Raw genomic sequence first — 15189 nt, forward strand, 5'->3', positions numbered from 1 at the left:
GTCCGAACGACTTTGGGAGGAGTTGTTTCTTGGATCTGCTAATCAATGTCGGCCTGCCGATCTCGCTGGCCATTATCATGTTGTCCCTGGGTATCGGGCTGGAGATTGCCGATTTTCGCCGCGTGCTGCGCCGGAAATACCCGTTCGCCATCGGAGCACTGTGTCAGGTTGTCCTGCTGCCCGTTGCGGCGTTTGCGACGGTAAAGGTCTTCGCTCTGCCGCCTGAAATCGCGGTCGGTTTCATGCTGCTCAGTTTTTGCCCGGGCGGCGTGACCAGCAACATCCTGTCCAAGCTCGCCAAAGCGGATGTCGCACTGTCCGTCAGCCTGACGGCGGTGATCAGTCTGTTGTCCATCATGACGGTTCCGGTCCTTGCCGCCTGGTCCGTTACCTATTTCATGGGTGAGAATGCACCCGAGGTTTCGATCAGTGGCCTTGCGATTGCAATGTTTCTGATCACGACCTTGCCCGTCGCGCTAGGGGTCAGCCTGCGCCATTTTGCATCCGGTGTGGCCAGCCGTATCGACGCACCGCTGTCCAAACTGGCGACCGTTCTTTTTGTCTTGATCGTTCTGGCAGCGCTCGCAGGAAACTGGCAGCTCTTTGTCGACAATCTTGGTGTCATGGGGACCGGTCTGATCTCGCTGAATATCGCCCTTTTGCTGATCGGATTAGGTCTGGCGCGCGCCGCAAATCTGTCGTGGAATGAGAGTAAGACGATCTCGATCGAGACCGGCATTCAGAACTCGACGCTGGGGATTACCCTGGCGGCTTTGATAACGAGTACGGAGAGCGGCTTCAGCCCCTTGGCTTTGCCATCCGCGGTTTATGGGATCACGATGTATGCCGTCGCGATTCCGTTTCTTGTCTGGTACCGCAACCGCTGAAAGGACAGCCGATGACCAACAATACTGCAGATGCGATCGTCGTCGGTGGCGGGCTTGCGGGTCTGGCGGCCGCCGCAGAACTGGGCGATCGCGGTAAAAAGGTCATTATTGTCGATCAGGAGCCCGAGCATTTCCTGGGTGGTCAGGCGTTCTGGAGTCTGGGCGGGCTATTCATGGTGGACACGCCCGAGCAGCGCCGCATGGGTATTCGGGACAGCCACGATCTGGCATTGCGCGACTGGATGGGCAGCGCTCAGTTTGATCGGGATGAGGACAATTGGCCTCGTAAATGGGCCGAGGCCTACGTGGAATTTGCGGCAGGCGAGATGCGCCCATGGCTGCACGATATGGGTTTGCGCTGGTTCCCCGTCGTAGGCTGGGCCGAGCGCGGTGGATCCTACGCGGACGGGCACGGAAACTCTGTCCCACGGTTTCACATCACCTGGGGGACCGGCCCCGGTGTACTCGAGCATTTCATTCGCCGGGTGCAGGAACACGTAAGCAACGGCCTGATCCAGTTGAAATTTCGCCACCAGGTCAGCCACATCATCATGCAGAACGGAATCGCCAAGGGTGTATCGGGTGAGGTGCTGGCGGATGACACGGTGCAGCGTGGCGGCCAGACCAACCGAGACGAGGTAGGTGAATTCGAGGTCTACGCGCCGTCGATCATCGTGACTTCGGGCGGGATCGGCGGGAATTTCGAGATGGTGCGCAGGAACTGGCCTAGGGACCGGTTGGGTGAGCCACCGCAGGACATGGTGGCCGGTGTGCCGTTCCATGTGGACGGGCGAATGATCCCCATCAGCGAAAAGGCCGGCGGTCATGTCATCAACGGTGACCGGATGTGGCACTATACCGAAGGCGTGCGGAACTGGGACCCGATCTGGCCTGCGCACGGCATCCGAATTCTGCCCGGGCCCAGTTCGATGTGGTTCGACGCCAAAGGCAACCGCCTCGAGCCGCCATGCCTGCCGGGGTTCGACACACTGGGAACCCTGCGCGAAATTCTGAAAACAGGTTACGAGTACAGCTGGTTCGTCCTGACGCAGAAGGTGATCAAAAAGGAATTTGCCCTGTCCGGATCAGAGCAAAACCCCGATTTCACGTCGGGCAGCTGGAAAGAGGTCATTCGCCAACGCATCCTGTCCGGTTCCAAGGCGACCGCTCCTGTCGAGGCGTTCAAGGAGAAAGGCGAGGACTTTGTGGTTGCGAATACCCTGACGGAGCTTGTCAGTGGCATGAACCAGCTTGGCGGCGGCCTGATCGACGAGGGCCACCTACGTGCCCAGATCGAGGCGCGGGATTCCCAGGTCGACAACCCGTTTTCCAAGGACGCGCAGATGATGGCGATCCTGGCGGCGCGCAACTATCGCGGTGACAAGCTGATCCGTACGGCCAAACCGCACAAGTTTTTGGACCCGGCCAACGGGCCACTGATCGCGGTGAAATTGCATGTGCTGACCCGTAAGACTCTGGGCGGGCTTCAGACCAATCTCGACAGCCAAATGATCGGCGCCGACGGTCAGGTTGTCCCCGGTCTCTTTGCGGCGGGCGAGATCGCAGGCTTCGGCGGCGGCGGCTACCACGGCTACAACGCGTTGGAAGGCACGTTTCTGGGGGGATGTATATTCTCCGGTCGCAACGCCGGACGCTCGAGGGCCGTCGCCTGACGGCCCCTCATTACTTGCGAACGAACTGAACCACCGGCTCTCCTGCTGCGTCCAGCAAGGCCAGAGCGTCACCCTGCATCGCGTAGGTTGTAACACCTTGCAAAGCTTTGAAGAACTGGCGTTCCACCTCGTCCAGCGGCGGTGGGCAGGCCATCAGCGTCGCCGCCATGTTGTCGGGGAACTCCATGCGGTTCCCGGAGATTTCCGCCTGACCGTTGAACCTGTTGCAGCCGCCGGTTCCGGCAAAGGCCCCACCCTGCGCAAACGCGATTTCCGGTCGCCTCTCGGTTTCAATCGGTGTGCCATTCAGCACGGCGGCGATCCATTCGGTGTTTTCCAGCATCGCGGCGCGTTGCGCCTGCGTTTGGATCAGCAGCATATCGACCGAACGTCCCGCTCCATCGGTCAAAACCGGATACGCGGTGTCTGTTGTGAACAGCATTGTCTGGCCCTGAAAGATCGAGCCGCGCACGACATAGCGATGACGTTGCTGAACCAGGGCCTCATCATAGGTCAGTTCAAACGAGGCGGGCACGCCGTCTAACGCATAGCGTTGCGCGGCCAGCGTTACTGCGGGCGCATCCGCCACTGAAACGTCCTGCAATTCGACATAAAGCGTCGCATCGGGCGGGGTCGCGATACGCTCTCGATAGGTGGCGGTGCCTTGAACCGTTCCAGCAAACCCCGAGGCACACAGAACGGCCCACACAACGGTGCTGGCCAGCGTGACGTGTCCTATTCCAGACATGATCCAAATCCCTTTTGCAAATCCTATTCACAAAAGATCGTGTATCCACATTTATTTACAAGGCTGTTTCGCTGGCATGGCAGGTCTGCGCCGTCGTCACAACGGCCAGATCAATGGGATCAGTAGTGAAGCCAGCAATCCTACGGTCAGATTCAGGGGGATGCCGACTTTCATGAAATCCACAAACCTGTACCCGCCCGGACCGTAGACCATCATGTTCGTCTGGTACCCGATAGGGGTTGCGAACGAGGCCGATGCCGCCACCATCACCGCCACAACCAACGGGCGGGGGTCGATCCCAACCGCCTCACCCAACCCGATGGCAATTGGGGTCACAACAACGGCGACGGCATTGTTCGACACAAGCTCGGTCAACACCGACGTCAGCAAGTAAACGGCCCAGATGATCAGGAAGGGCGGCAGCGCGCTCAGGCCCGGCGCGATGGCTTCCACGATCAGCGACACCGCGCCCGAACTGCTCAGCGCGGCGCCGATGGCCAGCATCGCAAAGATCAACGCCAGCAGACGCCCCTCGACAAAGGAAAAGGCTTCGTCTGCGTCGATGCAGCGGGTCAGCAGAACAATTGCGACGGCGAGAACTGAAAGAAGCAAGATCGGCGCAACGCCGACCGCTGCGAGCGCGACCAGTCCCAACAGAGAGCCGATCGCAATCGGCGCATGGTTGCGCCGGAATGCCCGTGCAGAAGGCTGGGTGACGTCGACCATATCCATGTCAGCCGCGAGCTTCCGAATATCAGCGGGCGCGCCTTCGAGTAGAAGTGTGTCCCCGACCCGAACCACCAGAGCATCCAATTGTCGACCAATGTTCTGGTTGCGGCGATGAACCGCCAGCACATAGACACCGTATCGGCGGCGCAGACGCAACGCGCCCAGCGTGCGGCTCACCATACGGCACCCGGGTGTGATCAGCACTTCGACCGTTTTGGTCTCAACGGCGGAAACCTGGTCCACGCGCTTGAGCTCTTTGTTGCTCTGCAGGCTCAGCAGCTCGGTCATTTCGGTGCGCAAGACCACTCTGTCGCCAACTTTCAAGGTAACACCCTTGAGATTGCGGCGCAGAGACTCGTCGCCCCGGATCACGTCGATCAGGCGCACGCCGGGGCGCTTGAACAATTGCACACCCGTGACCTCGCGCCCGATCAGGTTGCTCTCGGGCGGGATCACCGCCTCGGTAAAAAACTTCATCTTGGATCTGTCGCTGAGCATCGAGGCCATGCTGTCGCGCTCCGGCAGAAGGCGCGGCGCGATGAACCGCAGATAGATCATGCCGTAAATCACAAGAGCGATGCCCAGCGGCGTGACTTCGAAGATCGTAAAGGCCTGCATGCCCTGAGCACGAGCGACACCGTCCACAAGCAGGTTGGTCGACGTACCGATCAGTGTCAGCGTGCCACCCAGAATAGCCGCATAGCTTAACGGGATCAGCAGTTTGGACGCGGGCACGTTCAAGGTTCGCGCGATCTGCACGAATACGGGGATCATCACAACCACAACCGGCGTGTTCGACACCACCGCCGAGGCGAAAACGACAAACGCCATCAAAAGTGCGATTGCGATCTTGGGATTAACCTGTGCCTGCTTTTGCGCGGTCGATGTAAAAGCATCAAGTGCGCCGGTTCGCACAAGAGCCCCCATGATGATGAACATCGCCGCGATCGTCCACGGCGCGGGATTGGACAACACGGCCAGCGCGTTCTGATAGGGCAGGATGCCGGTGACCAGCATCAGGGCCACACCGCCGATTGCCACAACTTCGGTGGGATAGACCTCGCGCAGGAACATGATGAACATGCCCGCAACGATCACAAGCGCAAGAATCGCGCTGCCTGTCTCTGTCAGTGGTAGGAATTGCATTCGTGGTATTCTGTCCGAACCCTGGCCCAAGCGCCTGACAGGTAGTTTCCCGCATTGAACGCGGCAGGGCAAGTCCGACGTGGTTTTTACAGGCTGGCCTGTTCCAGCCGGCCCCCAATACGCACCATGCGCACCGTTTTGGCTTGGCCATCCCGGTCATCCGTTTCAACGAACATTCCGCTCAGGGTGGCCTCGCCGTTGGCGGGCGTGAACCGCGTCTTGGGCATGCCGGTGATAAAGCGGCGCATGGGCTCCTGCTTGTCCATGCCTATCACCGAGTCGTAGTCGCCGCACATTCCCGCATCCGTCAGATAGGCCGTGCCACCCGGCAGGATCTGGGCATCCGCCGTTGGGACATGCGTATGGGTACCGACAACGAGGCTGGCGCGTTTGTCGCAATAGTGACCCATGGCCATCTTTTCGGACGTTGCCTCGCAATGCATGTCGACAACAATCGCCTGCGCCTGCCCCCCACGGGGGTGAGACTTGAGAATCGGTTCGATGGCTGAAAACGGATCGTCGAACGGCCGTTTCATGAACACTTGCCCCAGAACCTGCACCACCAGTACCTTGCGCCCTCCGGGGGCGGTATACAGGCGATGCCCGCGACCCGGCGCGCCCTTGGCAAAGTTCACCGGGCGCACGATGCGCGGTTCGCTTTCGATGAATTGCAGCATGTCTTTCTGATCGAATGCATGATCGCCCAAGGTCAGGCAGTCTGCCCCAGCGCCCAAAAGCAGCTTTGCGTGCTCGCCGGTCAATCCCATCCCGTTCGAGGCGTTCTCACCATTGACCACGACAAAATCGAGCCGCCAGTCTTCGCGAAGACGCGGCAAATGCTGCTGAACGGCCGCGCGCCCCGCGCGCCCCATGACGTCACCCAGAAACAGAATTCTCATGTCTCGGGTCGTATTGGCTGTGAGTGGCAATAACAAGGCGCAACCATGAATTATCCTTCACGACTGTCAGGCTTGAATTCGTGTGCCAGTATGCCAACCTAGAACCCAATCCGATTGATGCAGATGGAGATTTTCATGAAACCGATTGTTCTGTCGACCATTGCCGTTCTTACGGCCACAAGCGTTTCGGCTCAGACGACCAAAACCTCGATGGCCAATCCTGCTGCCACGTTTTGTCTTGAAAATGACGGCGAGTACCAGATCCGCAAGAACACCGATGGCAGCGAATATGGCGTCTGTATCCTCTCTGACGGAACCGAGGTCGACGCCTGGGACTATCTGCGCAGCCATTTCGAGAACTGATGGCTAGAAGGTCAGCACCCGGCTTTCAGTGACCACCATATCCAGCGGCTGATCGGTCGCTTCCAACGGTAAGTCCTCCGCCTCCTGCGCGTCGAACGCAAATCCGATGGCAAGTGTGGGACGTTTGGCCCTCAGACCTTCCAGCGTGCGATCATAAAACCCCCCGCCATAGCCTAGACGGCCGCCACGCCCATCAAAGGCAACCAGCGGCACGATCAGGATTTCGGGATCGAAGTAGTCGTCTGACAAGGGAACTCTGGCGCCGAACGGGCCATCTTTCAGGTCACCTTCGGGCGTCCAGCGGGAAAACCGAAGCGGTTGGCCCGCGCCTTGGATCACCGGCACGCCAACGGGCCCGTAGGCTGAAGCTTCGGCCATCGTCGGCAGTGGGTCGATCTCAGTCCGGATCGCCATGTAACCGGATACCGGCACGCCCCGATACCCGGCCAGTACCTCTGACAAGCGTCCGGCTGCACCCGGCACCTGCGCCTCAAATGCATGCTTGCGGCGGGCAAATCCCGCCTTGCGCGCGGCGGCTTTCACTTCGGTCAGATCAGTCACAACAGAACCACGCTGGCAAGGCCAAGGAAGATAAAGAAACCCATAACATCGGTCGTGGTCGTGACAAATGTCCCTGACGCCAGAGCCGGATCAACACCCAACCGGTCCAGCACCACGGGAAACACTGTGCCTGCAAATCCCGCGATGATCATGTTCACGACCAAGGCAGAACCGATCACGATGCCAAGCAGGGGCGAGTCGAACCACAACATCCCAACCGTGCCCAGCACGATAGCAAAGCACAACCCGTTCAGCATGCCGACCAACAATTCACGCCGGATGACCCGCATGACATTCGCGCGGGTCAGGTCCCGGGTCGCCAGCGCGCGCACCGCAACCGTCAGGGATTGCGTGCCAGCATTGCCGCCCATCGACGCGACAATGGGCATAAGAATGGCCAGCGCGACCAACTGACCGATCGCTGCCTCGAATTGTGAAATCACCAGCGACGCACAAATCGCTGTACACAGATTGACCGCCAACCAAGGCAGGCGCCTGCGGCTGGTCGCCGCGACACTGTCAGACAACGAGCTTTCCTCGCCCACCCCGGCCAGGCGCAGAATGTCTTCTTCGTGTTCTTCATCAAGAACAACCATTGCATCGTCAATGGTGATTACCCCAACCAGTCTGCCATCCGCATCCACAACCGGCGCCGAGATGAGATGATACTGATTGAATGCATAGGCCACATCCTCTTCGTCCTGATCCACCGGAATGACATGGAATTCCTCTTCCGAAATATCACGCAGCGGAACGTCGCGTCGCGTGGCCATCAGTTTTCCCAGTGTCACCTGCGCCACAGGTTTCGTGCGGGGATCGATCAGAATGACGTGGTAAAACTGTTCGGGCAGATCATCATTGGCGCGCATGAAGTCGATGGCCTGCCCCACTGTCCAGTGCTCGGGCGCCATGACAACTTCGCGCTGCATGAGGCGACCTGCCGAGTTTTCGGGATAGGACAGCGCCTGCTCGGCCGCAATCCGTTCGGAATCCTCAAGGACATCCAGGATGGTTTCCTGCTGCGGTTCCTCCAGATCTTCCAGAAGGTCAACGACGTCGTCGCTCTCCATTTCCCGGACAGCTTCGGCCAACACGTCGGGTTTGAGAACGCCGATAACCTCTTCACGGACCGCTTCATCCAGTTCTGAAAGAATATCGCCGTCGAATTCCTCGTCATACAGCCGGATCAGGCGCGCACGATCATAGGCATTGATCTGTTCCAGGAGATCAGCGATGTCGGCCGCGTGAAGCGGTTCCATCAATTCGATCAGCTTGGCGCGGTCATCCACGTCCACTGCATACAGGATTGCCGCGACCGTCCGACGATCCAGCGCATACGCGCCGTCGTCCCGGGGCTGATCGGGCTTGGCCTCGTCAATGCCTGTCGTCATGCGCTGCCCCCTTGGTTCGGTGATTGGCCTTTAAATAGAAGAAGCAGCTACCGGAAAACAATGACAATGGTCCGATTTACCCACATCTTTCGCCTGCTTATGCTGCTGAGCGGTCGCAAACAGGTGGAGAACAGGGCAAATGGCGCAAAAGACGCTTTTGAAAGGGCGCATTCTGAGTTTCGAAGGTTCACCCTTTCAAGGTGAGCCGACCGACGCGGCCAGAATTCACGAAGCGGTCGTGATCCAGAACGGGCGGGTGTCCGATGTCGGCGCCGCTGATGCAATGATCCGAACACATGAGGATGCCCAAGTTCTCGACTATGGTGCGCAGGTGATCATGGCCGGCTTTGTCGACCCGCATGTGCATTATCCACAGACCGCCATGATCGCCAGTTGGGGCAAGCGTCTGATCGACTGGTTGAACACCTATACGTTTCCCGAAGAGATGAAGTTTGACGATCCCGATTATGCGACGGAAATCGCCAATCGGTATCTTGATCTAACCGCTGCGCATGGGACAACGACCATGAGCAGCTTTTGCACAATTCACCCAGAAAGCGTGGACGCGTTCTTTGCCGCCGCGCAACAGCGTGGGCAGCGTGTGGTGGCGGGTAAAACCTGTATGGACCGCAACGCGCCGGATGGGCTGTGTGATACTCCCCAAACGGCCTACGACCAGTCGCAGAGTTTGCTGGAAAAATGGCACGGCGTAGATCGCCTGTCCTATGCGATCACACCCCGGTTTTCGCCCACATCCACACCCGAACAGCTTGAGGCGCTGGGGGCGCTCTGGGCTGAGTACCCGCATTGTCTGATGCAAACGCATCTCAGCGAGCAGACCGATGAAATCGAATGGGTCCGATCTCTTTTTCCCGACGCCCGCGACTATCTGGATACCTACGAGCAGTTTGGCCTGCTGGGCGCTGGCGGGTTGTACGGACATGTCATCCATCTGGAACCCCGCGAACGTGACAGGCTGCGCGACGTGGGCGCCGCGTTGGTGCACTGTCCCACATCCAACACGTTTATCGGGTCCGGTCTTTTTGACATGAACGGCCTGATTCATGAGGGCCACCGCGTGGGGCTGGCCACGGATACCGGCGGCGGATCGAGCTTTTCGATGCTGCGCACGATGGCTGCAGCCTATGAGGTGGGTCAGCTGCGCGGTCGCCCGCTGCATCCGGCGCAACTGTTGTGGCTGGGCACGGTCGGGTCAGCGCAATGTCTGCGCATGGATGACTGCATCGGCAACGTTGCGCCGGGGATGGAGGCTGATTTTGTTATCCTGGATCTGGCCTCCACGCCTGCAATTGCCCAGCGCGAAGCCCATGCTGAAGACATCTGGGAGGCCGTTTTTCCAACCATCATGATGGGTGACGACCGGGCGATATCCGAAGTCTGGATTGGTGGGCGGCGCGTCACCGTCTAGCCCCTTAAGGATTGCGCCAGTGCGTTTTGTCGCTCGATAACCCGTGGCAGATCCAGGGTCGTGATCTGCCCGTCTCGAACGATCTGGCGCCCCTCGACAAACAAGTGCCTGACCTGCATTGGCCCGGCCAGCAGCAGCGCAGCTGGATCCCAACTGCCGGCGCTTTCGATGCAGCGGGTGTCCCAGATGGCTATGTCCGCACGCTTTCCCGGCTCCAGGCGTCCGCAATCGGGGCGGTTCAATACATCCGCGCCCCCGCGTGTTGCAATCTCCAACGCCTCTCGTGCCGACATGGCGTCCGCCCCGTTCGCCACTCGTTGCAGCAACATGGCCTGCCGTGCCTCGAGCATTAGGTTGCCGTTGTCATTGCTGGCAGACCCATCCGCCCCAAGGCCCACCTTGACCCCCTGATCGCGCAGGGTTCGGACCGGGGCAATACCTGAACCCAGGCGACAGTTGGAACACGGGCAATGGGCGACGCCTGTTCCGGTTCTGGCAAACAGGTCAATCTCGGCCCCGTTCAGCTTGACACAATGGGCATGCCACACGTCGGTGCCCGTCCATCCCAAGTCCTCGGCATACTGACCGGGCCGACATCCAAATTGCGCCTGAGAATAGGCGATGTCCTCTTCGTTCTCTGCCAGATGGGTGTGCAACATGACACCCTTGTCACGCGCCAGCACCGCTGTGTCCCGCATCAGGTTCCGGCTGACCGAAAACGGGGAACACGGCGCCAGACCAACCCGGCACATGGAGCCTTCGTCAGGGTCGTGAAAGGCGTCCACAACCCGGATCATGTCGTTCAGAATATTGCTTTCCGCTTCAACCAGACTGTCCGGGGGCAGCCCTCCATCGCTTTCACCGATGCTCATGGCACCCCGTGTCGGGTGAAACCGGATGCCCAGTTCGGCAGCAGCCGCAATGGTGTCATCCAGACGTGCTCCATTTGGATAGAGGTACAGATGATCCGAACTGAGGGTACACCCCGACAGGGCGAGTTCGGCCAGTCCGATCTGCGCAGACGTGGACATCTCTTCCGGTCCGAACCGCGCCCAGATCGGGTAAAGGGTCTGCAGCCAGCCAAACAACAGTGCGTCCTGTCCGCCCGGAACGGCGCGGGTCAAAGTCTGATAGAGATGGTGATGCGTGTTCACGAGACCCGGTGTCACGACGCAGCCGTTGGCCTGATGGATTTCGCCGGTTGTCGTCAGATCTGGGCCAATCTCCTCAATCTGCCCGTCCCGAACCAAGATGTCCGCGCCGGACAGCTCGCGCCTGGCCTCGTCCATCGTCAGGATGGTGTCGGCATTCTTGATCAGAAATTCGGTCATTTGTATCTCCTTGCAATGGCCCACTTCGTGCAAGGAGTGTTTTGGCTGGCGGAAAGCAGGCGAAAGAACCAGCCGGTAACTGTCTACTTGTCAGCACCACTGGCAGCAACAGTTTTCAGAAGCGGTTCAGGATTTCCAATGCCGCCGCGTGGATGTCGGCATTAGCGGCGGCCAATGCCCTGCCGCCGTCATGGGCGGGTTTGCCCTGCCAATCCGTCACGACACCGCCCGCCGCCTGAATGACCGCAATCGGCGCCTGTATGTCGTAGGCGTTTAATCCGGATTCGATCACAAGGTCGATCTGGCCTGCCGCAAGCAATGCGTATGCGTAGCAATCCATACCGTATCGGGTGAGTTGAACCTGTTCGGCGACGGCCTGAAAGCCGGCCCGATCCTCCGGTGTGCCAACTTCGGGAAAGGTCGTAAACAAAACAGCCTGATCCAACGCCGTGGTCGCCCGGGTTTTCAGGTCGGTTTTGCCCGAAGGCCCGATGGCATGGGCGACGTCAGAGGATCCGACAAAGCGCTCTCCGATATACGGCTGGTCGATTACACCCATGACAGGTCCGTCCTGCGTGCTCAACGCGATCAGAACACCCCAGGTCGGCGTGCCGCTGATGAATCCGCGCGTCCCATCGATCGGGTCCAGAACCCAGCTTCGCCCGCTGCTGCCTTCGACCTTGCCGTACTCCTCCCCGAATACGCCATCCTCGGGGCGGTGCCGGGCCAGTATATCTCGCATCGCTTTTTCGGCCGCGCGATCAGCGACGGTCACGGGGTCGAACCCCTCAGCCAGCTTGTTGGTTGTTTGTAGATTGGATTGCCGGAAATATGGAAGAATGGCTGCGCGCGCGGCGTCAGCCAATTCTTCGGCAATTTCCATATCGGTCAACGGGGTCTGCTGCATGCGCCACAGGTGCGGCCAGAACCCCTTGAAGTCAAGCCTGTACTATCAGGCGACGTCGCTTAGGACCCGCGCCAGTTCGAACAACCGGCGACGCTGGTTTTCCGGGATCGCGTAGTACGAGCGCACGAGGTCCAATGCCTCTTTGTCGCCCATCAGATCCGCAGGAACCGACTTTTTGCCGGTGTCTTCTTTCTGCGTTTCTTCCAGACCTTCGAAAAAGAAGCTCACTGGTACATCCAATGCCTCGGCAATGTCCCATAGGCGGGATGCGCTGATCCGGTTGGCACCAGTCTCATATTTCTGGATTTGCTGAAACTTGATACCAACTTGCTGAGCCAACTGCTGCTGGGTCATGCCAATCAGCCAGCGGCGATGTCGGACGCGCTTGCCCACATGGACATCGACGTGATGGGTCATTGGTATTCTCCTCTAACTACACAAACATCTGTTCGGGATTGCACACCATGCCGGACTACAGCATTAGCGAGCTGTCGTTAACCGCTCCCTAATCCGGACCGTGCCGCCCCCCCGAAACAGCACTAGCCGTCAATATTGCCTCTTTTTCAGTTTTTTTCAAGTCGGTTGAATCTGAGGCTCTGTACAAAGGTTTGCGGTTGTATCGTTCTGAAACGTCACAAATAGAACCTGCCCACCGGTCCTACCGGAAAACATCGGTGCATGTGACAGGTCGGAAAATCCGAAACCCGATTGACATTTCCTGGGTCCCACGCGCCTATGCGCCAATGAAATAGGGGGCCTGCATGCTAGCGTATCGCGTTCAATCCCGGGGAGAAGCGCCCCAGTTGTGCGACATAGAGGTGCCTGTGCCGGGTGACGGGCAGGTAAGGGTTGCCATCCGAGCCTGCGGGCTGAATTTCGCCGATTTGCTCATGCAGAAGGGCACCTATCAGGACACACCCCCTGCCCCGTTTACACAAGGCATGGAGATTGCAGGTATTGTTGACGAAGTTGGACACAATGTCCCGAATCTGAAGCGCGGGGACCGAATCGCGGTCTATTCTGGTCAGGGCGGGCTGGCCGAGTTTGGCGTTTTCGACGCCGAAAGGGCGATTATCCTGCCCGAATCTACGGGTTTCCAAGAGGCAGCGGCCATTCAGATCGCGTATGGCACCAGCCATATCGCGTTGGATCACCGTGCTCGGTTGCAGCCGGGTGAAACGCTTTTGGTCACCGGCGCGGCGGGCGGCGTTGGCTTGACGGCAGTCGAAATCGGCAAACTGATGGGCGCAACCGTGATTGCGCACGCGCGCGGCCAAGAAAAACTGGCGGTGGCGCGGGCCGCCGGTGCAGATCACCTGATCGATGCATCCGAAGATCTGCGAGAGCGTGTCAAAGCTCTGGGTGGCGCGGACGTCGTGTACGACGCAATCGGCGGCGATGTGTTCAAAGCGGCGTTACGGGCGACGAGCCCAGAAGGCCGTTTGTTACCCATCGGGTTTGCAGGCGGCGATGTTCCGCAGATCCCGGCCAATCACCTTTTGGTCAAGAACCTGACAGTGATCGGCTTTTACATCGGTGGTTACCTGAACTTTCGTCCCGAGATCGTTCGGGCAAGTTTTGAAACGCTTTTCCGCTGGCACGCGGAAGGCAGGATCAGACCTCATATCAGCCACACGCTGCCTTTGAGTGAAGTCGAGTACGGCTTGCACCTGCTCAAAGAGCGAAAATCAACGGGCAAAATCATCATCACCCCGTAACCCTGGTTATCCGACCACCGCCTTCAACGGCGCACCACCCAACATGCGGAAGTTCTGCCGCACGAGGGCAGCCAAGGCCTCAACCACGGCGCCGCGACCGGTATCGCCGCCATACAGGTTGATCTTATGCGCTGGCAGCTCCGGCAGCACGGCGCTGGATTCGATCTGCTCCAGATGCGCTGCCTCGGTTCCGTCCAGCATCGCATGGACCGCGAGATCCGCGCTGACGGTGGCCTCGATAGTGCGATCGTTTTCCGTTTCCACAGACAACTCCCAGGGGATACCGGCCGCATCCAGCGCCGCAATGACCTGCGGCCGGAACAGGCAGCGCCGTCCCAGCGCCAGAGGCAGCGGGCGTTTTCGCCATGCGGACCCGCCCGGCGCCCCGATCCAGCGCAGCGGAAGTTCGGCGATCGTCTCGGCACCGTCTGCCGTCGTCGGCTCGGTCGTGAGGATCACATCACATTCACCGCGCTTGTACATGTCTTTCAACTGCAGCGAATAAGAGGATACAAGTTGCACGCGAACCCGCGGAAAATCGGCGTTGAACCGCTGCAGGACCCGCGGGATCGCCGGATAGACGATGTCATGGGGGACGCCCAGAACAACCTCACCCTCAAAGGCCTGATCGGTCAGCTTTGAAATCACTTCGTCGTTCAGTGCCACCATGCGGCGCGCGTAGGCCAGCAATTGCTCGCCCGACGCCGTCAACGCAATTGTCCGGCCGCTCCGATCCAGCAACTCGAGCCCCAGCAATTCCTCCAACCGCTTGAGCTGCATCGAAACCGCGGATTGCGTCAGGTGCAGAAAACCCGCTGCCCGGGTGACGCCGCCCTGATCGGACACCGCCACAAAAGAGCGCAAGGTGGTGATATCCAGATTCCGCATCTTCACGATTCCTTATGGAGAACATCAAAAATATTCGTTTTTAAAATATGTCATGCCACTCCATATAAATCAAGAAACTTGATGGTACCCGAGATTATCATCGCAGAATGAAGAAAGGACAATTGCTATGACCCAAATTGCAGTCACCCGACCCTGCAAACCCGCCAAGCGGTCCGGTTTGGGAATGATCTGGCAAGCGGTTGCCCTGATGCGCCAACGCCGCAAGCTGGCCAGGCTGGATGATCGCGCGCTGGACGACATCGGTGTGACCCGCTCGGAAGCGGATGCAGAGGCGCGCCGCTCTGTCTGGGATGCCCCGCAATTCTGGCAGAAATGACACAATTACAGACGAGTAGCTCTGAAATGGCGGCCTGTTGACACAGGTCGCCATTTTTGTTGGGCGTTTTAAGCAGTTTTGCGCGGGAAACTCTTGAAACACAGCCTGCAGTTGCCGATATTTGCTGAGAAAGCGTCCCGCATAGGCAGGGCGCACTAAAGATATGTAAAGGGAGACCCTTT

15 protein-coding genes are annotated in these 15189 nt (G+C 59.1%); 6 read left to right on the plus strand and 9 right to left on the minus strand.

The window, feature by feature from the left end; genetic code table 11:
* Positions 1-29 precede the first annotated feature (29 nt).
* Together ACR3E0_RS15030 and ACR3E0_RS15035 are read left to right on the plus strand one after the other, a co-directional pair.
* On the plus strand, positions 30-887 hold the full coding sequence (locus ACR3E0_RS15030) for a bile acid:sodium symporter family protein (RefSeq protein ID WP_480479614.1): 858 nt from the start codon (positions 30-32) through the stop codon (positions 885-887).
* A gap of 11 nt (positions 888-898) precedes the next feature.
* Positions 899-2560, plus strand: a complete 1662-nt coding sequence (locus tag ACR3E0_RS15035; protein WP_480479615.1) for an FAD-binding dehydrogenase — start codon at positions 899-901, stop codon at positions 2558-2560.
* A 10-nt stretch (positions 2561-2570) separates the two neighbouring features.
* Here the strand turns inward: ACR3E0_RS15035 and ACR3E0_RS15040 are convergent, their stop codons facing one another.
* The 3 genes from ACR3E0_RS15040 to ACR3E0_RS15050 all read right to left on the minus strand — a co-directional run bounded on the left by ACR3E0_RS15040 (position 2571) and on the right by ACR3E0_RS15050 (position 6082).
* Positions 2571-3308, minus strand: a complete 738-nt coding sequence (locus ACR3E0_RS15040; protein ID WP_480479616.1) for a YbaY family lipoprotein — start codon at positions 3306-3308, stop codon at positions 2571-2573.
* A gap of 96 nt (positions 3309-3404) precedes the next feature.
* Positions 3405-5183, minus strand: coding sequence for an SLC13 family permease (locus ACR3E0_RS15045; protein ID WP_480479617.1), 1779 nt, complete (start codon positions 5181-5183; stop codon positions 3405-3407).
* Positions 5184-5269: 86 nt separating this feature from the next.
* A complete protein-coding gene (locus ACR3E0_RS15050) occupies positions 5270-6082 on the minus strand; it encodes a TIGR00282 family metallophosphoesterase (protein WP_480479618.1) in 813 nt (270 codons plus the stop codon).
* A 135-nt stretch (positions 6083-6217) separates the two neighbouring features.
* Between ACR3E0_RS15050 and ACR3E0_RS15055 the strand changes: the two genes are divergently transcribed.
* Positions 6218-6445: a putative hemolysin gene (locus tag ACR3E0_RS15055; protein ID WP_480479619.1), complete on the plus strand. Its 228-nt coding sequence runs from the start codon at positions 6218-6220 to the stop codon at positions 6443-6445.
* 3 nt (positions 6446-6448) lie between these two features.
* On the opposite strand, the gene ACR3E0_RS15060 is transcribed toward ACR3E0_RS15055, so the two are convergent.
* Both ACR3E0_RS15060 and mgtE read right to left on the minus strand, forming a co-directional pair.
* On the minus strand, positions 6449-7006 hold the full coding sequence (locus ACR3E0_RS15060) for a 5-formyltetrahydrofolate cyclo-ligase (protein WP_480479620.1): 558 nt from the start codon (positions 7004-7006) through the stop codon (positions 6449-6451).
* Complete coding sequence (gene mgtE / locus ACR3E0_RS15065) at positions 7003-8397, minus strand: magnesium transporter (protein ID WP_480479621.1); 1395 nt, start codon at positions 8395-8397, stop codon at positions 7003-7005. Before mgtE ends, ACR3E0_RS15060 begins: the two co-directional genes overlap by 4 nt.
* Before the next feature lie 139 nt (positions 8398-8536).
* Between mgtE and guaD the strand changes: the two genes are divergently transcribed.
* Positions 8537-9826 carry a guanine deaminase gene (gene guaD, locus ACR3E0_RS15070; RefSeq protein WP_480479622.1) on the plus strand — a complete coding sequence of 430 codons (1290 nt, stop codon included), beginning with the start codon at positions 8537-8539 and terminating at the stop codon, positions 9824-9826.
* Here guaD and ACR3E0_RS15075 read toward each other — a convergent pair.
* The 3 genes from ACR3E0_RS15075 to ACR3E0_RS15085 all read right to left on the minus strand — a co-directional run bounded on the left by ACR3E0_RS15075 (position 9823) and on the right by ACR3E0_RS15085 (position 12481).
* On the minus strand, positions 9823-11157 hold the full coding sequence (locus ACR3E0_RS15075; RefSeq protein WP_480479623.1) for an 8-oxoguanine deaminase: 1335 nt from the start codon (positions 11155-11157) through the stop codon (positions 9823-9825). The genes guaD and ACR3E0_RS15075 overlap by 4 nt on opposite strands.
* Before the next feature lie 115 nt (positions 11158-11272).
* A complete protein-coding gene (hisN, locus tag ACR3E0_RS15080; RefSeq protein WP_480479624.1) occupies positions 11273-12064 on the minus strand; it encodes a histidinol-phosphatase in 792 nt (263 codons plus the stop codon).
* A gap of 45 nt (positions 12065-12109) precedes the next feature.
* Entirely contained in the window at positions 12110-12481 is a 372-nt protein-coding gene (locus tag ACR3E0_RS15085; RefSeq protein WP_480479625.1) for a helix-turn-helix domain-containing protein, read from the minus strand.
* Positions 12482-12825: 344 nt separating this feature from the next.
* Here ACR3E0_RS15085 and ACR3E0_RS15090 point away from each other — a divergent pair, with 344 nt between their 5' ends.
* Positions 12826-13782: an NADPH:quinone oxidoreductase family protein gene (locus tag ACR3E0_RS15090; RefSeq protein WP_480479626.1), complete on the plus strand. Its 957-nt coding sequence runs from the start codon at positions 12826-12828 to the stop codon at positions 13780-13782.
* 6 nt (positions 13783-13788) lie between these two features.
* Here ACR3E0_RS15090 and ACR3E0_RS15095 read toward each other — a convergent pair whose 3' ends face one another.
* On the minus strand, positions 13789-14670 hold the full coding sequence (locus ACR3E0_RS15095) for a LysR family transcriptional regulator (RefSeq protein WP_480479627.1): 882 nt from the start codon (positions 14668-14670) through the stop codon (positions 13789-13791).
* A gap of 127 nt (positions 14671-14797) precedes the next feature.
* Here ACR3E0_RS15095 and ACR3E0_RS15100 point away from each other — a divergent pair, with 127 nt between their 5' ends.
* Positions 14798-15007: a DUF1127 domain-containing protein gene (locus tag ACR3E0_RS15100; protein WP_480479628.1), complete on the plus strand. Its 210-nt coding sequence runs from the start codon at positions 14798-14800 to the stop codon at positions 15005-15007.
* Positions 15008-15189: the final 182 nt, after the last annotated feature.

Source organism: Ruegeria sp. AJ12 (genome assembly GCF_056536245.1).